We start from the raw sequence: 16,473 nt of genomic DNA on the forward strand, positions 1-16,473 counted from the left end.
CCGGTTGTCCGGTCACCGGCGCGCGGCCATCATCGGTGCATGGCCACCGGAAATCAGAGCGTCAGCCTCACTCCGCGCATGAACTGGGTCCTCGGGTACGCCGAGGCGGTCGCCCGGGAGCGCGGCCACCCGGAGGTCGGCGTGGACCATCTGCAACTGGCGGTGCTGCACGATCCGGCCGCGGTGCCGACCCAGGTCCTGGCCCGGCTCGGCGGTGACCGCGAGCGGCTGGCCGAACTGCTGAACGTGGCATTGCGCGCGGCGGCCTATCGGATGAGCGCCGATCGGTTCGAAATGCTGCGGGCCGCGGGCGATATCGCCGTGGAGTTCGGCCACGACCACATCGGCGTCGAGCATCTGCAACTGGCGATCCTGCGCCTGCCCGGTAGCGTCGCCGTCCGAGGGCTGGCCGAGGCCGGGCCGGCACCGGAGGTCTTCGCGGCGGAGCTCACCGCCACCGTCCGCTCCTACCGCTGACCGTCATGCGCCCCGGCTCAGATTGCCCTCGATCCGGCGCAGCGCCGCCAGCACGCCGACGCGTTCGGCGGCGGTGAAGCCCGCGAGGGCGCGTTCGGTGAGCAGTGCGCCCGCCTCCTCGATGCGATGTTCGAGTTCCCGGCCGCGCTCGGTCAGGTGTAGCAGCACCAGGCGGCGATCGGTGGGATGCGGCTCGCGGCGCAGCAGTCCGGCGGCCTCCATCCGGGTCGTCGCCCGGGTGACGGTGGGCGTGGCCAGGCCGAGCCGCTTGGCGACCTCGCCGGGAGCCAGGCCGTCCTCGGCCCACAGGCACCGCAGGATGAACTGCTGTCCTTCGTAGACACCGTGTTCGGCGTAGGCGGCGGCCGCCGCGACGGCCAGGGCGTGCTTGGCCGACCAGAAGGCGGTCTGGAAATCGTCGTCACTCATGGTTCACCCAGCGTAAAACCATGCGCACGAGTGCCCCTCGGCTCATCCGGCAAACCTCTCGGATCGCCGTGCCCGGAAACCGCCCGAAACCGATGCGGAAACGGTTACCGTATGCCGATGTTCAAGGCGAGGACCGGCGGTGTCCGTACCCGCATACTCGTGATCGCGTTCGTCCCGAGCGTGGCGCTGCTCACCATCGGTGTCGGCACCGCGGGCTATCTGTACTCCACGAGCCGTGACGCGCACGACTGGCTGACGGTGTTGTCCGGCACCAACAACATCGGCGGCCCGCTGGTGGATGCCTTCCAGCAGGAGCGGATGCAATCGCTGTGGCAGGAGACGGGCCAGAACGATCCGGCCGCGATCGCGCACGCGCGGCAGCAGGCGGACACCGCGCTGGCCGCGGTCGCGCCGATCCAGAAGATGGTCAACAACAACGCCTATGGCAAGAAGGCGTCGTACGGCGAGGAGGGGTTCAACAACCTCACCGCGTCGCTGCCGCGCCTGCGGGCGGGTATCGACGCCGGCGCGCTGCCGGTCCCCGACACCTACAACGTGTTCAACCAGATCCTCGACGGCATCGAGGACAGCAGCGGCGGGGTGGTGAAGGACGCGCCGAATCCGACGATCACGCTGGAGATGCAGCGCGGACTGCAACTGCTGATGGCACTGGAATCGCTGTCGCGCGGGATCGCGCTGACCGGTGTGGTGCTCAACGGCGCCACGCTGCCGCCGGCGATGCTGGACGACTACCGCAACCAGGTCGGGTTCTACCGGACCGAATTGCCGCCGCTGGTCGGGCAATTGATCGGGTCGGACAAGGAGGTCGGCAAGTCGATCGTGAATTCCCCGGCCTGGCAGCAACTCGCGGCCATGGAGGAGTGGGTCATCCACCCGGGGGTCACGAAATCCGGTGCGATCCAGCCGCCGCCGATGTCCGAGGCGGACTGGCGAGCGGCGGCCACCGATGTCTCCACGCGAATCCTCCAGCTGTGGAACGAGGAGAGCGTCAAGACCAACAAGTCCGCGCTGGACGCGGTCAACCGGACCTCGCGCAATGCCGCGCTGGCCGGTGGTGGCGCACTGGCGATCTCGGTACTGGCCTTCGTGATCGCGGTGCTGCTGGCGAATCGGCTGATCGGCCGGTTGCAGCGGCTGCGGACGCAGACGCTGGCGCTGGCCGAGGAGCAGTTGCCCGATGTGACCCGCCGGCTCGCCGCCGGTGAGCAACTGGACACCACCACGCTGTCGGCGCAGCTCGACTTCGGCTCCGACGAGGTCGGCCAGGTGGCGCGCGCCTTCAGCCAGGCGCACGATGCGGCCATCGATGCCGCCCTGACCGAGGCGCGCACCCGCGAGGGCGTGCGCGCGGTGTTCCTGAACATCGCGCACCGCAGCCAGATCGTGGTGCACCGGCTGCTGGAGATCCTCGACGAGGCCGAATCGCAGCAGGAGGATCCGACCACGCTGGACACCCTGTTCCGGCTCGACCACCTGGCCACCCGCGAGCGCCGCAACGCCGAGAACCTGATCATCCTCGGCGGCGGGCAGCCGGGACGGCAGTGGCGCCGGCCGGTGCCGCTGGTGGAGGTGGTCCGCAGCGCGGTCGGGGAAACCCTCGACTACGTGCGGGTGCACACCTCCCGGATGCCGGAGGCGTACGTGATCGGCGCGGTGGTCGCCGACCTCATCCACCTGCTCGCCGAGTTGGTCGACAATGCCACCTCCTTCTCGCCGCCGGAGTCGCACGTCGGCATCAGCGGCGCGGTGGTCGGCCGGGGCGTGGTCATCGAGATCTCCGACCAGGGCATGGGCATGCAGCCCGCGGACATGGAGCGGTCCAACCAGATGCTGGCCGAGCCACCGGATTTCGGCGTCGCGGCGCTGACCTCCGACTCCCGGCTGGGCCTGTTCGTGGTGGCCCAGCTGGCCGGACGGCACGGAATCTCGGTGCGGCTGAACGAATCCGACTACGGCGGAGTGCGCGCCATCGTGCTCGTTCCCATGTCGCTCACCGCGTCGCCGGACGTCGCCGCGGTCGATCACCTGCCGGACCGGTTCACCCGGATCCCGGATCCGCCACGCACGGGCGAGTTCCCGTCCGTCGCGCAGGCCTGGCAGTTGCCCGCCGCGACCGGCACCGCCACGGCGTGGGCGCCGGAACCGACGGCAACCGCCTGGACTCAGGAACCGCCCGCCGCCGCATGGGCACAGGAACCCCCCGCCGCCGCATGGACGCAGGAACCGGCGCCACCGCGGCACGATGCGCGCACGGCTCACCACGGATATCCGACCCGGCCACCGCTACCGCGGCGGCGCAAGCAGGCCAGCCTGGCCCCCGAACTCGCCGAGCAGCGCGCGGCCGAGAACGAGTCGCAGCGGCCACGTTCGGCGGAGCAGGCCCGGGATCTGCTGTCGGCCATAGACAATGGAACCCGGCAGGGCCGCCGGGAGATCGGCGCGCCCGCCTACTCGGAAGAACAGGACGGCGAAGGTGACCTCTTCCCACGCAGGTGATCTGAATTGGCTGCTCGATGATCTGGTGGATCGCCTGGCGGGGGTGCGGTTCGCGGTGGTGCATTCCACCGATGGGTTGCTGCTGGGCCGGTGTACGTCGATGAGCAGGGAGGATGCCGAGCATTTCGGGGCGATGTCGGCGACGTTGTACGGTTTGGCGCGGTCGGCGGGGATGCGGTTCGACGGGGGTGGGGTGCGGCAGGCGGTGATCGAACTGGACCGGGCGGTGTTGTTCGTGACCTCGGCCGGGGATAATGCGTGTATCGCGTTGCAGGCCAGTGAGAACGCGAATGTCGGGATGGTGGCGTACGAGATGAATCTGACGGTGGCGCGGGTGGGCCCGTATCTGGGTACCGAGGCGCGGTCCGGGTTCGGTGAGCATGCGGGGCCGCGGACGTCATGACGCGTTTCGGTCAGTCGTGGTTCGACGACGACGCGGGTCCGCTGGTCCGTCCGTACGCGGTCACGCGTGGCCGGACCCTCGGCTCGGGCCGTGAACTGGACATGCTGACGCTGGTGGTGACCAAGTCGTCGTCGGTGCCGTTGCGGCGTCCCGAGCCGGAGTACCCGGAGATTCTCCGGTTGTGCCATGTTCCGCAGTCGGTCGCCGAGGTGTCGGCGGTGCTGCGGTTGCCGCTGGCGGTGACGAAGATCCTCGTGGGTGATTTGATCAACGACGGGCACCTGAACTTCCGGGCGCCCGCCCAGTACGACACCGGCCCACTCAATCTGTCCACCCTGCGTGCCGTCCTGGACGGAATTCGGCGGCTCTGAGCTCGCACCGGCCGCACCGCCGGCCATGCGCCACAGCACCTTCCGCTCCTCCCGGGTTCTCCTCCGTTGATTTTGTTAGCCGACTCACGATACGATCGATGTCCGGCTAACGATGAGAGGAACAGATGAAACTCGGAATCACGCTCGGCAACTTCTCCTTTCCCGTCCCCGTCGCGGAATTCGCCTCCACCGTGGGCGATCTCGCCCGCCAGGCCGACGAGTCCGGCTTCGACAGCCTCTGGGTGATGGACCACTTCTTCCAGATCAGGATCACCGGGGAGCCCGTCGATGCGCCCATGCCCGAGGCCTATACGACGCTGGGCTTCCTGGCCGGCCGCACCAGCCGTATCCGGCTCGGCACCATGGTCACCTCGGTGGCCTACCGGCATCCGGGTGTCCTGCTGAAATCCGCGACCGCACTCGACGTGTGGAGCGGTGGCAGAACGTATTTCGGCATCGGCGCCGGGGCGCCCTTCGATCCGGAGCCGCAGGGCACGGCCACCGTCTTCGAGGCCGAGGGGCTCGGCATCCCGTTCCCGCCGCTGGCCCGGCGGTTCGAACAGCTCGAGGAGGTGTTGCAGATCGCCCACAGGATGTGGGCCGAGGACGAAACCCCGTACACCGGAAGGCATTACCAGTTGCCCCGCCCGCTGAACTCGCCGAATTCGGTGCAGCGGCCGCATCCGCCGATCCTGGTCGCGGGCAGCGGCGAGAAGAAGACGCTGCGGCTGGTCGCGCGCTACGCCGACGCGTGCAATCTCTTCGACCTCCCCGGCACCGGGTACGCCGACAACCTGACCCACAAGCTCGACGTGCTCCGCAAGCACTGCGCCGAGGTCGGCCGCGACTACGACAGCATCGAGAAGACCGTCGCCTCCCACGTCGACCCAGGCGCCGAACGCGGCGAATTCCTGGCCCACCTGCGCGATCTCGCCCGGCTCGGGCTCGACCACGTGCTGCTGGCCCCGCCGGGCCCGTGGACCCGGCAGCGGCTGGCCGCCCTGGCCGAACTGCTCCCGGAGATCCACGCCCTCTGACCGATCCACACAGAACCGAGCCACGACGGATCGGCGCGAATGAGCCGAAAAATACTGCACGGTAATTCATCCGGCCGAGCATCGAAAACTTGGATCCGATGCCATTTCCCGCGTACCCTGTGTGCGAACGCGTTCCATGCCAGAAATCCGGTGTATGTTCCGGTTTCGCCGAATCGCAGCACGTTCACAGGCGGCGCACAGGCCGGGCACATTTTATTTCACTTCCCTCCTTTCCCGAAGGATCAGTCGCGGCACATGTCGCGGCCCGTCCCACACGTTTCATCCAGCGCCGGCACTCGCCGACCGCGGAGTCGTGTTTGTCCGGGTCGCCGGAAGAATCGAGGGCCCGGCCATGGGGAACGGGCGGCGGCCCGTACGCCGTATCGGTTCCGGCGCACCGGTTCGCCGGCACGCCGTCGCCGCTGGACCTGCGCCTCGGCCGGTAAGGGTGAGCGATTTCCGGACCGGCCGACGTCGGAGCGGTAGCGATATATCTTCGGCGCGTATTTCCTTTCAGCAGAACAGTGCCGTCGATTTCCGCGCATAATCCCTCCGAAAAGTCCGCAGGTACCGAATGCGAGATATAATTAGGCGCTTGCCCCGGTCGGACAGCGAGTTCGGCAGGCGTCCCGTTCAATCGCGTTGGTGCACCGTCGACGCTGCAGCAGCGAGGTCCGTTCTTCCGCCTTGAGGTCGATGTCAGTTTCGGGAGATAAAAAATATGGTCACCAACTTTGTCGACAATGCCACGAAGGCCGCAGCGTCGACCATCTCGTCTGCAATCACCACAGTCGCCCGCTTGACCGATTTCGGGGTCGCCGTTCCGAACGCGATGATCGATCAGCATCTGCCCGACGAAGGCGGCGGTTTGATAACGCTGGCGGCGCAGAGCAAGAATGCGGGCGCCATGCGGCGAATCGCCGCGAACTCCAGAGTCGAACATCGGCACATGGCCATCGATCCGTACGTCGAGGACATCACCGGCTGGTCGACCGGAACTCGGATGCGCCGCTACGCTCAGGAGGCGTTACCGCTGGCGAAGGTAGCCGTTGCCGAGGCGTTCGAGCGGTCGGCCGTCCTACCCCACCAGGTTGGGCTGTTCTGCCTGGTCTCCTCGACCGGATATGCCGCGCCGGCCATCGACACCCTGGTGGCTCGCGATATCGGCATTCCGGCCGATGTACAGCGCGTGTGCGTTGGGCATATGGGGTGTTTCGCCGCTATGCCCGGTCTGGGGGTGTGTTCGGATTTCGTCCGCAGTCGTCATCGGCCGGCGTTGCTGGTGAATGTCGAGCTGTCGTCGTTGCATCAGCAACCGCTCCCCTGGGATCTCGAGCAGATCGTGGTCGGCTCGCTGTTCGGCGACGCCGCCACGGCAGTGATCGTCGAACCGGCCAGTGGTGGCCGGCCCGGACTGGACGTCGTCGACTTCGTCGCGCACACCGATACCGACTACGCGGATTACATGACCTGGAAGATCGGCGATCGCGGGTTCCGCATGGGGTTGTCGGCGAAGGTGCCGGAGGTGATCGGCATCCATCTCCCGCGCGTCCTACGGAAGCTGCTCGCACCCCACCACCTCGACATCTCCGATATCCACTGGTGGGCAGTACATCCTGGAGGTCGAGCCATCATCGACGCGGTCGAGCGGACACTCGGACTCCCCGCCGAGGAGGTGGCGGTCTCCCGCAGCGTTCTCCGCGATGCCGGCAACTGCTCGTCGGCCGGGGTCGTGCAAGTTCTGCATGCCCTGCAGAGCAGGACCCCACTGCCTTCCGGACAATGGGGTGTCGCCATGGCCTTCGGCCCGGGCCTGACCCTCTCCACCGCCCTGGTGCGCGGGGCAGGCGACGTCCGCACCCGAGCACATCAGGTCCCGCTCGGTTAGCCACGCGTACTGAGCCACGTGTCTCATGATCGTCAAATGCCCGAAACGATCGGCTGGTTGACTGTGATCATTGTTTGCCGATGATTTGTCCAGTCGACGTGAAGGTGGCCACCAATGGGCGTTCTCGACGAGCCGGGAGTTTTCGATGTCGCCGATCCCACCGGGATCGGCTGGCATTACCAGATGTACGGGTACGCCGTCGTGCGCGGACTGCTCACCGCCGCCGAGGTGGACGCGCTGGAGACCGAATGCGTCGACGCCCAGCGCCGGGTGATGTCCGGGGAGTTGCCGGCCCGCTACGGCTCCACCATGTTCCTCGACGACGTCACCAAGGCGGAGGTCTTCGCGAACTACGTCGAGCACGTCACCGAGATCTGCCCGGCGGTGGAACGCGCGGTGACCGATGCCCGGCTGGCCGGCCTGATCCGGCAGTTGCTCGGCGCGGACTGCTGGCTGGGCAGCGGTCGCAGCGCCGGGATCGTCTACCAGGATGCCCGGCCCGGCCGGGAATCCGGGTACACGCGCATCGGCTGGCACTCGGACTGGCAGTCCGCGCCGAGCCTGGACATCTGGCCCGCAACGGCTTTCACCATCCACATCGATGCGACCAGTCCGCAGAACGGTTTCCTGCGGGTGGTGCCCGGCAGCCAGCTGTGGGCGACCCCGGCGCCGTACCGCAACGTCAACAACATCGAGGTGCCCAGCACCGCCCGGCCCGCGGGCGGTCGCACCGCGACCCCGCCGCCGTTCCCGATGCCGTTGGGATTCGAGAAGATCCGCGGCGAGGTCGCGGTCTACGCCGAACGCGGCGACGTCCTGCTGCACGACGCCTATCTGTGGCATTCGGCGGCCCGCGCCACCGACGACGACACCACCCGGCGGCACATTCGCGGCGGCTACTTCGCCGGTGCGGCGCCGGATCCGGAACTGGCGGACGAGTTCATCAAGAACGCCGCGCGCTGACCCGGGCGCCGATCAGCGCCTGCCCGCCTCGGCCGCGGCCCGCACCCGCGCCGCCTCGCGCTCGGCGCCGAGGTTGATCCGGCCCTGCCGGGAGCCGGCGAGTTTGGCGCGGATGTGGTCGCGCACGGTGATCGGCTCGTAGGCCAGGCCGTCGGCGCCGATATGGTCCGGCAGGGTGGCGACGATCGCGTCCACGTTGCCGTCGTGGAAGTAGGCCGCCGAGCGGCGGCGGCGGACGGTGCCGTCGACGATCGGCGGCCGCACCCGGTGCAGTGTCGACAGCCACCGGTCGTTGGTCAGCCGCGCGGTGAGATCGCCCAGATTCACCAGCAGCGCACCGGGTTCCGGGGACACGTCGTGCCAGTGACCGTCGGCGCCGAGCACCTGTAGCCCCGCGATCCGATCGGCCCACAGCACGGTCACGATCCCGAAGTCGGTGTGCTCCCCCATCCCGGTCGGCTCCCCGGTCACCCGGGTGTGCTCCGGCAGCGCGTAGTTGTTCATCCGCAGCACGTCGATCGAATGGTCGGTGAGGCCGTCGAAGAAGTCCGGCGCCAGATCCAGTGCGGCGGCGAAGATCCGGGTGAGGGTGCGCGCGACCCGGCCGGCGTGCGCGAAATACGCCCGCACCGCCGGTTCGAACCCGGCCACCTCCGGCCACACGTTGAGCCCGTAATCATCCTCGGACAGCCCCAGTTCCGGGAACGAGCGCGCCTCCACCCCGACGTTGAACGCCTCGAAGAAATCGTTCGTCCCGGCGGCAGATTCGATGCCGAGGCTCAGGCTCAGCGACTCGCTCCTGGGCGGGCTGTATCCGCGATTGGCGCCCGGGACCCGATAGGCGTTCTTGACATCGGCCGGGCTGCCGAAGAATCCGTCGATCGCGTCGGCCAGCCCGGCCTGCACGCCGGTGGGGATGCCGTGCCCGAGGATCTGCACGAAGCCGACCCGGGTGCAGGCGGCATCGATCTCCCGGGCCACCCGGGCCCGATCCGCGTCGGAACCGCCGGAGACGAAGGGTTCGATGTCCACGATCGGCACGTCGAACGGTTCGGGCTGCTGTGACATGTCACCAGGGTAGGCCCGCGGTCGTGGCGACGGACTTGTCCGGAAGACCAAACCCGGCCCCGGATCCGCGGGGGGATTTGTCTTTCGTACAGGCCCGTCGCGGCGCGCGGTGCAGCACAGTGGAATCGTGACCGAATTGACCGGCGAGATCGTCCTCGGCGCCAACCAGTACGGCAAGGCCGAGAACCGGGTGGTGCGCATCTACCGCGACACCCCCCGGCACGAGATCCGCGACCTCAACGTGACCTCGTGTCTGCGTGGCGATTTCACGGCCGCCTACACCGACGGTGACCAGGGCGCCGTACTGCCCACCGATTCGCAGAAGCAGACCATCTACACCTACGCCAAGACCCATGGCGCGGGCAGTATCGAGGAGTACGGCCTGGCCCTGGCCCGGCACTTCGTCGACGACATCGCACCGGTGGACTCGGCGCGCCTCGAGATCGAGGAGTACGCGTGGGAGCGGGTGCTCGCCGACGGCCGCCCGCACGACCACACCTGGACCCGGCGCGGCCCGGAGGTGCGGATCGCGGCGATCACCGTGGCGGGCACCGGAGCACAGCGGCGCGAATGGGTGATCGGCGGCGTGAAGGATCTGGTGATCCTCAAATCCACCGGTTCGGAATTCTCCGGCTTCCTCACCGACGAGTTCACGGTGCTGGAGCCCACCCACGACCGGGTGATGGCGACCAGCCTGGTGGCGCGCTGGCGATTCGCGACGCCGCCGGCCGACTGGGACGCCACCTATGCCGGAATCCGGGCGGTGCTGGTCGAGCGGTTCGCGCTGTTGCAGTCGAAAGCGTTGCAACAGACGCTGTTCGACATGGGCCGCACCGCGCTGGAGGTGTATCCGAATCTGGCCGAGATCCGGCTGTCCGCGCCGAACAAACACCACTTCACCTACGACCTGGCCCGATTCGGCGTCGACAATGCCGAGGAGGTGTTCCACGCCGACGACCGCCCGTACGGGCTGATCCAGGCGACGGTGCAGCGTGCGGACGCGCCGGACGCCGGAATCGCCTGGGACGTCTACACCGGAGCGGTCTGACCGTCGCTCACCGCACCCGCGGCGAGCCGGACTCCGCTGCCGGATCCCGCAGCCGGGCAAGCGGATCCGGTGACGCGGCGGGCCCGGAGCGGGCCCGCACGGCGAGGAACAGATCCAGCCGGTCGTCCAACCGGCCCAGATCGCGCCCGGTCAGTTCCTCCACCCGCCCGATGCGATAGCGAACCGTGTTGAGGTGCAAGTGCATTCGATCCGCGGCCTGCCGCCACGAGCCCGCGCAACCGAGGAAGATCTCCAGCGTCTCCAGCAGTCCCGCACCGGTGCGCCGGTCGTAGTCGACCACCGGGCCCAGCACCCGTTCGGCGAAGCGCCGCTGCAATTCGTCGGGCACCGCGGTGAGCAGCCCGACGGCCGAATCCACGTCCGCGACACGCACACTCACCGCGCTGTCGCCACCGACCGAGGCGGCGGCGACAGCCGCCGCGACCGCCCCCGAGGTGGATTCGCCCGCGCGGCACACGCTCACCCCGGCCCGCAGCACGGCGCCGGACAGCACCGGCGTCAACCGGTCCAGCCGCCGGCGCAGGATCGCCGCGATCTCGTGTTCACCGCCGGAGACCCAGGCGACCACCCGGCCCATCGGATCGACGGTCGTGTGCGCCGCGGGCAGCACGTCGTGCAGCAGGGCGCGCCAGGTGTCCCGGCCCGCGACGACCGGATCATGTACCGGCCCATCCTCTTTCGTGACCGCGTCATGCTCGCGCGGAAGTTCCCGCGCGACCGCGGAACCCGGTGGCCGCACCACGTCCACCACGACGGCGGTCACCGGACCGGGCGGTGGTTCGGCCCGCACCCGATCGGTCATCTCCCAGGACAGTCGCAGCTGTTCGGCCCGGCGCATCCGGTAGAGCTCGGCGACCGCGGCCAGATCCGCTGCCGCGCCGTCGGGCTCGAGGTCACCGTGGAGGTCGCGAACCACCAGGTACCACACCGCGATCCGATCACCGAGCCGGCCGCCGACCGGCCACACCGCGTAGCCGTCACGCAGGGTCAGCGGTAATCGGTACGCGGTCGCGGCGGCGGTGATCACATGGTCGATCACGTCGTCGTCGAGCGCGGCGGCGCCGGCGACCACGGCACCGGTCGAGGTGAGCAGCCACGCCCGCACCCCGCAGTCGCGGGCGAATTCGTCCACCAGCGCCTCGATGTCGCGGCCGTCGGCCACCGCGGCCAGCAGCCGGCGCTGCCGGGCCAGCCCGGATTTCACTCGGCGCAAACGGCTTTCGGCGTTGCGGCCGGCGAGATGTTCGATGATACGGCTGAACGGCAGGCTCTCGGGCACCTCCAGCAACGGCAGCCCGTGCCGTTCGCACGCGGTCACCACATCGTCGGGGACATGTCCGTACAGCGACTGCCCGGCGGCCACCGCCACCGCGCCCGCCGTCGCGAGCAGGCCGATGTAGTGGGCGCTGTCGTCGGCGTCCCGCCGCCACACCAGTCCGGTGCACACCAGCGCGCCCGGCGTCACGAACGGGAGTGGATCGGGCATATCGGTCACACAGATTCGCGATACGGCCCGGTCCAGCGCCGTCGGATCGGCGTGCCGCAGCCGCAGCCGCAGCGGCTCTTCCAGCATGTCCCGCACCAGCACGGCATGACCTCCGGTCTTGGGTACAACGTGTCGCCACCGTAGAACCGCGGTATTTCCCCCCGGTTTCCGCCGTATCACGCCACGGTCCGGGTACCGGCTACACGGCCGCTACCCGTCGATCAGGTGGGAGAGGCCGTCCGGCTCCGCGTCCTCGGGCTCGGTGTCGGCCGACAGTTCGGCCGGTTCCCGCGGCACGTGCCGCCAGATGTCCAGCAGCGCCCGCTCGTCCAGGAGCGCGGGCCCGGCGTGCTCGGTGGCCCGCAGACTCGCGGTGACCGCCGCGATGTCCAGGCCCGCGCCGATCAGGACCAGCGTCGTCGGCTCGGCGCCGCCGGACCGCGCCGCGGGCTCGAACACCAGATGGCGGCCCACCAGATGCAGCAGGAATCGCCGCGGTTCCGCCGCCACCGCGAAACTCACCCAGCCCTTCGCGCGGAACAGCCCGGCGGGCGGATCGTCGAGCAGGGCGAGCAACCGGCCGGGATCGAGACCGGCCGCGCTGGTGAAGGTCACGCTGTCGTAGTCGTCGTGCAGGTGCCGATGCCCGTCCTCGGCGTGCCCGTCCTCGCCGTGATCGTGCTCGGCGGCGAGCAGTTCGTCGAAACTCAGTTGCTCGGCGACCGTGCCGGCGGCGCGCTGCGGCGGATCGAACAGCAGCCGCGGGTCGATCCGCCCGAACGAGGTGGTGTACATGGGAACCGCGCCCACCAGCTCGCCGAGTTCCCGCCGCACCCGGGTCAGCTGCTCGGCCGGCACCCGGTCCGCCTTGTTGATCACCACCAGATCGGCCATCCGCAACTGGCCCGCCAGGTCCGGATGCCGGGCCAGGCTCTCGCCGACGTGCTCGGCGTCGACCACCTCCAGCAGACCGCCGTAGCGCAGCCGCGGATTGTCGCTGCCGAGCACCGTCCGGATCAGATTGCCCGGTTCGGCCAGGCCGCTGGCCTCGACCACGATCACATCGATGCGCTGCCGCGGATCGGTCAGCCGGGCGAACATCTCGTCGAGTTCGCCGAGGTCGACCGCGCAGCACACGCATCCGTTGCCCAGCGACACCATGGCGTCGACCTGCCCGGCCACCAGCATCGCATCGATGTTGACCGCGCCGAAGTCGTTGACCACCACGCCGATTCGCGCATCCCGCTGCCGCAGCAGCCGATTGAGCAGGGTGGTCTTCCCCGCTCCCAGGAATCCGGCGACCACCACCACAGGAATCGGACCGTCCATCCGCACCACCCTAGTGGCCCGCCGGAAACCCGCTCCACGGCACACCGGCCCCGCAACGGCCGTGCTGCCTTACTTGTTCGGCGCCAGCAGTGTGGCGACCAGGGTGTAGGCCAGGTTGATCAGCTGGCTGCTCATCATCGAGTTGTCCATGCCCAGGCTCTTCGCCAGCGGCATCAACAGCTGGACGACGGTGGTGACCAGCGAGTCCGCCACCCCGCCACCACCCGGTCCGGTCTGCGGGAACACACCCGCCAGGCCCGGCGACTGATTGCCGGTGGACGGTCCGGTACCGGGCGCGGCCGGCGAACCGGGCGTGCTCTGATATCCGGGACTGCCCGGGTACTGCGGCATACCGAAGGTGCCCGGCGGATAGGCCGGAGCGGCGGGCGGATACGCCTGGGCCTGCGCACCCGGAGCTCCCGGTGTACCCGGGGTGCTCGGCGAACCCGGTGTAGCCGGATAGCCCGGCACCACCGCCGGTTCCGGAACGGCCACCTCGCGCGTCATCGAACCCGGCGTCGACACGCTCGCCCGTCCGGGCGGCAGCGGCGCCGCCTCGGGCGCCGCGGCGATCACCGGTTCACCCGGCGTGACCGCGGCCGGGGCCGCGGGCGGCCGCACGACTTCCCGTGCCGGAGCCGGTGCCGCGGCGGCAGCGCCCTGGGGCGCCACAGCCTCCGCAACGGCCGGACCGGAACCCGGCGACACCGCCGGCGCGACCGCTTCCGGCGCCACAGCCGCCTCCGGTACGACCGGACCGGCGCCCGCCGGAACCGGCGAACCAGCCGGAGTCTGCGGACCGGCCGGAGCCGCCGATTCGGGTGCGAATCCAGCCGGTGCCGCCGGCGCGGCCTCAGCCGGTGTCCTGGCCTCCGGCGCGGCCGAGGGGGCCGCGCCCGGGGCGACCGTGCCGTCGGGCACCGCGGCCGGCGCACCCCCCGGAACAGCGCCCGGCGCAACACCTTCGGAGGTCGCCTGCTCGGTGGCCGCGGCCTCCGGACCGGCGGCGGGAGCCATGTTCTCCGGCCCGGTGACGCCGGGAGCGCCACCGCCGGGAGCCGCCGGGCCCTCACCGGGAACACGATTCAGCGCCGGTGTCGCGGCACCCGGCACCACCGCCGCGTTCTCGGTCCCGCGCGCGGGCTCGCCGCTCGTGGGAATGCCCAGCAGATAGCCGACCAGCCCGGTGGTGATCACCACGGCGTGCTTCAGCTGCCCCTCCGGGGATTCGAGCAGCTTCGCGTCATCGGCGTTGCCGCCGTTGCCCATTTCGACGAAGACGTCCGGCACCCGGGTGAGCGCGGGACCGGCGATGTCGGAGCGGGTCATCAGACCGTCGACGGCGCCGGCGTAGTTGGCCGGCGAGAAACCCGCCTGCACATACGCGTCGCGCATGGCCTTGGACGCGGCCAGCCCGGCACCCGCCTGTACCTGATCCGCGGTGGCGTCCGGGATCGGCAACTGCGGAATGATCAGGTGGAAGCCGTGATCCGCGGCCGGCGCGCTGTCGGCGTGGATGCTGAGGGCGACATCGGCCCCCGACGCGTTGGCCGCGGCGGCCCGTTCGTCGACGCAGCCGCCCCAGCCGGTGTCGTCCGGGCGGCTGAGCACCACCCGGGCCCCGAGCGCCTCCAGCGACTGCCGGACCAGCTGCGCGACATTCCAGTTGACGGTGTGCTCGGGCACACCGTTCATGGTGGTCATGCCGGTGGTCTGGCACGCCTTGGTGCCGCCGCGGCCGTCGTCGACCGGGCGGTTCAGATCCTCGGTGTGATTGGGCCCCTGATGGCCGGGGTCCAGGAATATGGTCTTGCCGGCCAGCCTGGCCGCGATGCCCGGAGTATCCGGGGCAGCGGACGATTCGGCCGACGGTAACAGTCCGACGGAGACAGCGACGGCCGCGGCCGTGGTGACACAGCGGAGGCCGGCCCTGGTGATGCTTGGTTGCTTCATGTTCGGACGGCGCACCCGGAACCGGGGCGCCCCTCCTTCCCACTAGTAACACCAAACCCAGCGGCTCACTCTGGCAACATCAGCCACAAAAGACAACCGAACGGCCACGCCGTTATCGAACAGTTATCGCCGGGCATCGGAGTTCAGCCGCGGACGATCCGATCGCCGTCGACCCGGACCGGCTTCGAATCCAGTGGTCGCGACGCCGGACCGGTGGCCACGCTGCCGTCGAGATGATAGGCGCTGCCGTGGCACGGACATTTGATCAACCCGCTGGCAACCTCGTTCAGCAGGCAGCCGAGATGGGTGCAGCGCGAGGAGAAGCCGAGGAACGAACCGGCGGCCGGCTGGGTGACCACGGTGTCACCCACGATCACACCGCCGCCGACCGGCACGTCGGCGGTCCGGGCCAGCGACGCGGGGGCGGCCGAGGTCGGCTGCTGCGCCGGGGCCTGCTGCGGCGTGCTGGTGGCGGGCGCCGGCGAATCGCCACTGCCACAGGCCGTGACCAGGCCGAGGGTGGCGGCCGCCGCGCCGGCACCGGCGAGGGCGGTGCGGCGATCGATCGAACCGGGGAGATCGGTGAATCGAGTCATGAGGAACGTCCTTGCTGCGCGCGAGCGGCGGCGCCCGCTCCGAGCGCCGTATCCAACGAACGGTATGCGGCGGAATCCGGTTCAGCGAGCCTGCTTCTCGGCCACCCGGCCCCGGCCCGGCGCCCGCCGCAACGACTGCAGGGCATAGTGCACACGGGTCTTCACAGTACCGACCGGCACCCCGAGATCCGCGGCGACATCCTGATAGGCGCGATCGCGCAGGATCACCTGCACCACCGCGTGGCGCTGCGGGTCCGGCAGCCGGGCCAGCAGTTCGTCGACCAGCAGGCCGTCGGCCACGGAATCGGCGAAATCCGGTCGCGCCCCATGGGTCTCGGTACCGTCGGCGATATCGTCCCAGCCGGTCTCCGGCGGCCGCACGGCCCGCATCCGGACGATATCGGTGAGCACGTTGCGCTCGATCGACAGCAACCAGGTGCGGACACTGCCCCGGGCCGGGTCGTAGGTGGCGCAGGCACGCCAGGCCCGCAGCAGCGTTTCCTGGACGGCGTGTTCGGCCAGGCCGGTGTCGCCGAGCCGGCGGAACGCCCGCCAGTGCAGCAGCGCCTGCTCGGTGGCGAGGATCGACGCGAGCCCGGACTCGGTGCACAGGTGGGCACATCGCGGGCCGCACGACGACGGATGAATCGGAGCACTCATGCCGAAAATATCGCGCCGCACGAGAGAAAGGCATCAGCGCCGGTATTCGAGAATGTGACCAATCGGTGACGTCCCCCGTGGTGATCCGGGACCGAATCCGCCGACTCCCCCGTGCGCGCCCGGCGATTCTGTTAGACCGGGACCGTGCGGCGGATCCCCGATCCACCGCTGCTCGATCGCGCAGCGCCACCGAATCCGGTGGCCCGCACGCTATCCGGAGGAGGACC

At 69.7% G+C, this 16,473-nt stretch carries 15 protein-coding genes; 8 read left to right on the forward strand and 7 right to left on the reverse strand.

The annotated features are described in order from the left end of the window. Window positions 1–39 precede the first annotated feature (39 nt). Complete coding sequence (locus LBW94_RS23610) at window positions 40–477, forward strand: Clp protease N-terminal domain-containing protein (RefSeq protein WP_225061785.1); 438 nt, start codon at window positions 40–42, stop codon at window positions 475–477. A gap of 3 nt (window positions 478–480) precedes the next feature. Here LBW94_RS23610 and LBW94_RS23615 read toward each other — a convergent pair whose 3' ends face one another. Next, on the reverse strand, window positions 481–906 hold the full coding sequence (locus LBW94_RS23615; RefSeq protein ID WP_225061786.1) for a MarR family transcriptional regulator: 426 nt from the start codon (window positions 904–906) through the stop codon (window positions 481–483). A gap of 117 nt (window positions 907–1,023) precedes the next feature. Between LBW94_RS23615 and LBW94_RS23620 the strand changes: the two genes are divergently transcribed. From LBW94_RS23620 to LBW94_RS23645, 6 genes are all read left to right on the forward strand, one after another. Then, window positions 1,024–3,423: a nitrate- and nitrite sensing domain-containing protein gene (locus LBW94_RS23620; protein WP_225061787.1), complete on the forward strand. Its 2,400-nt coding sequence runs from the start codon at window positions 1,024–1,026 to the stop codon at window positions 3,421–3,423. Beyond that, window positions 3,401–3,826: a roadblock/LC7 domain-containing protein gene (locus tag LBW94_RS23625; protein WP_225062847.1), complete on the forward strand. Its 426-nt coding sequence runs from the start codon at window positions 3,401–3,403 to the stop codon at window positions 3,824–3,826. The genes LBW94_RS23620 and LBW94_RS23625 overlap by 23 nt, the downstream gene beginning before the upstream one ends. Next, entirely contained in the window at window positions 3,823–4,197 is a 375-nt protein-coding gene (locus tag LBW94_RS23630; RefSeq protein ID WP_266271872.1) for a DUF742 domain-containing protein, read from the forward strand. The genes LBW94_RS23625 and LBW94_RS23630 overlap by 4 nt, the downstream gene beginning before the upstream one ends. A 125-nt stretch (window positions 4,198–4,322) precedes the next feature. Then, window positions 4,323–5,234, forward strand: a complete 912-nt coding sequence (locus LBW94_RS23635; protein ID WP_225062221.1) for an LLM class F420-dependent oxidoreductase — start codon at window positions 4,323–4,325, stop codon at window positions 5,232–5,234. A 799-nt stretch (window positions 5,235–6,033) separates the two neighbouring features. After that, window positions 6,034–7,122 carry a type III polyketide synthase gene (locus tag LBW94_RS23640; RefSeq protein WP_255635233.1) on the forward strand — a complete coding sequence of 363 codons (1,089 nt, stop codon included), beginning with the start codon at window positions 6,034–6,036 and terminating at the stop codon, window positions 7,120–7,122. A 114-nt stretch (window positions 7,123–7,236) separates the two neighbouring features. Further along, complete coding sequence (locus LBW94_RS23645; RefSeq protein WP_225062219.1) at window positions 7,237–8,085, forward strand: phytanoyl-CoA dioxygenase family protein; 849 nt, start codon at window positions 7,237–7,239, stop codon at window positions 8,083–8,085. Between the two features lie 12 nt (window positions 8,086–8,097). Here the strand turns inward: LBW94_RS23645 and LBW94_RS23650 are convergent, their stop codons facing one another. Then, complete coding sequence (locus LBW94_RS23650; RefSeq protein WP_225062218.1) at window positions 8,098–9,153, reverse strand: isopenicillin N synthase family dioxygenase; 1,056 nt, start codon at window positions 9,151–9,153, stop codon at window positions 8,098–8,100. A 127-nt stretch (window positions 9,154–9,280) separates the two neighbouring features. Between LBW94_RS23650 and pucL the strand changes: the two genes are divergently transcribed. After that, window positions 9,281–10,201, forward strand: coding sequence for a factor-independent urate hydroxylase (pucL, locus tag LBW94_RS23655; RefSeq protein ID WP_225062217.1), 921 nt, complete (start codon window positions 9,281–9,283; stop codon window positions 10,199–10,201). A gap of 7 nt (window positions 10,202–10,208) precedes the next feature. On the opposite strand, the gene LBW94_RS23660 is transcribed toward pucL, so the two are convergent. From LBW94_RS23660 to LBW94_RS23680, 5 genes are all read right to left on the reverse strand, one after another. Then, window positions 10,209–11,810, reverse strand: coding sequence for a helix-turn-helix domain-containing protein (locus LBW94_RS23660; RefSeq protein ID WP_225062216.1), 1,602 nt, complete (start codon window positions 11,808–11,810; stop codon window positions 10,209–10,211). 108 nt (window positions 11,811–11,918) lie between these two features. Further along, complete coding sequence (locus LBW94_RS23665) at window positions 11,919–13,037, reverse strand: CobW family GTP-binding protein (RefSeq protein WP_225062215.1); 1,119 nt, start codon at window positions 13,035–13,037, stop codon at window positions 11,919–11,921. Window positions 13,038–13,106: 69 nt separating this feature from the next. After that, window positions 13,107–14,990 carry an N-acetylmuramoyl-L-alanine amidase gene (locus LBW94_RS44455; protein WP_416276939.1) on the reverse strand — a complete coding sequence of 628 codons (1,884 nt, stop codon included), beginning with the start codon at window positions 14,988–14,990 and terminating at the stop codon, window positions 13,107–13,109. A 143-nt stretch (window positions 14,991–15,133) separates the two neighbouring features. Beyond that, on the reverse strand, window positions 15,134–15,586 hold the full coding sequence (locus LBW94_RS23675) for a ubiquinol-cytochrome c reductase iron-sulfur subunit (RefSeq protein WP_225062214.1): 453 nt from the start codon (window positions 15,584–15,586) through the stop codon (window positions 15,134–15,136). A gap of 81 nt (window positions 15,587–15,667) precedes the next feature. Next, the gene (locus LBW94_RS23680) at window positions 15,668–16,246 is read right to left on the reverse strand and encodes an RNA polymerase sigma factor (RefSeq protein ID WP_225062213.1); all 579 of its coding nucleotides are present in this window, start codon (window positions 16,244–16,246) and stop codon (window positions 15,668–15,670) included. Window positions 16,247–16,473 lie beyond the last annotated feature (227 nt).

Source organism: Nocardia sp. alder85J (assembly GCF_020176955.2).
GTDB lineage: Bacteria > Actinomycetota > Actinomycetes > Mycobacteriales > Mycobacteriaceae > Nocardia.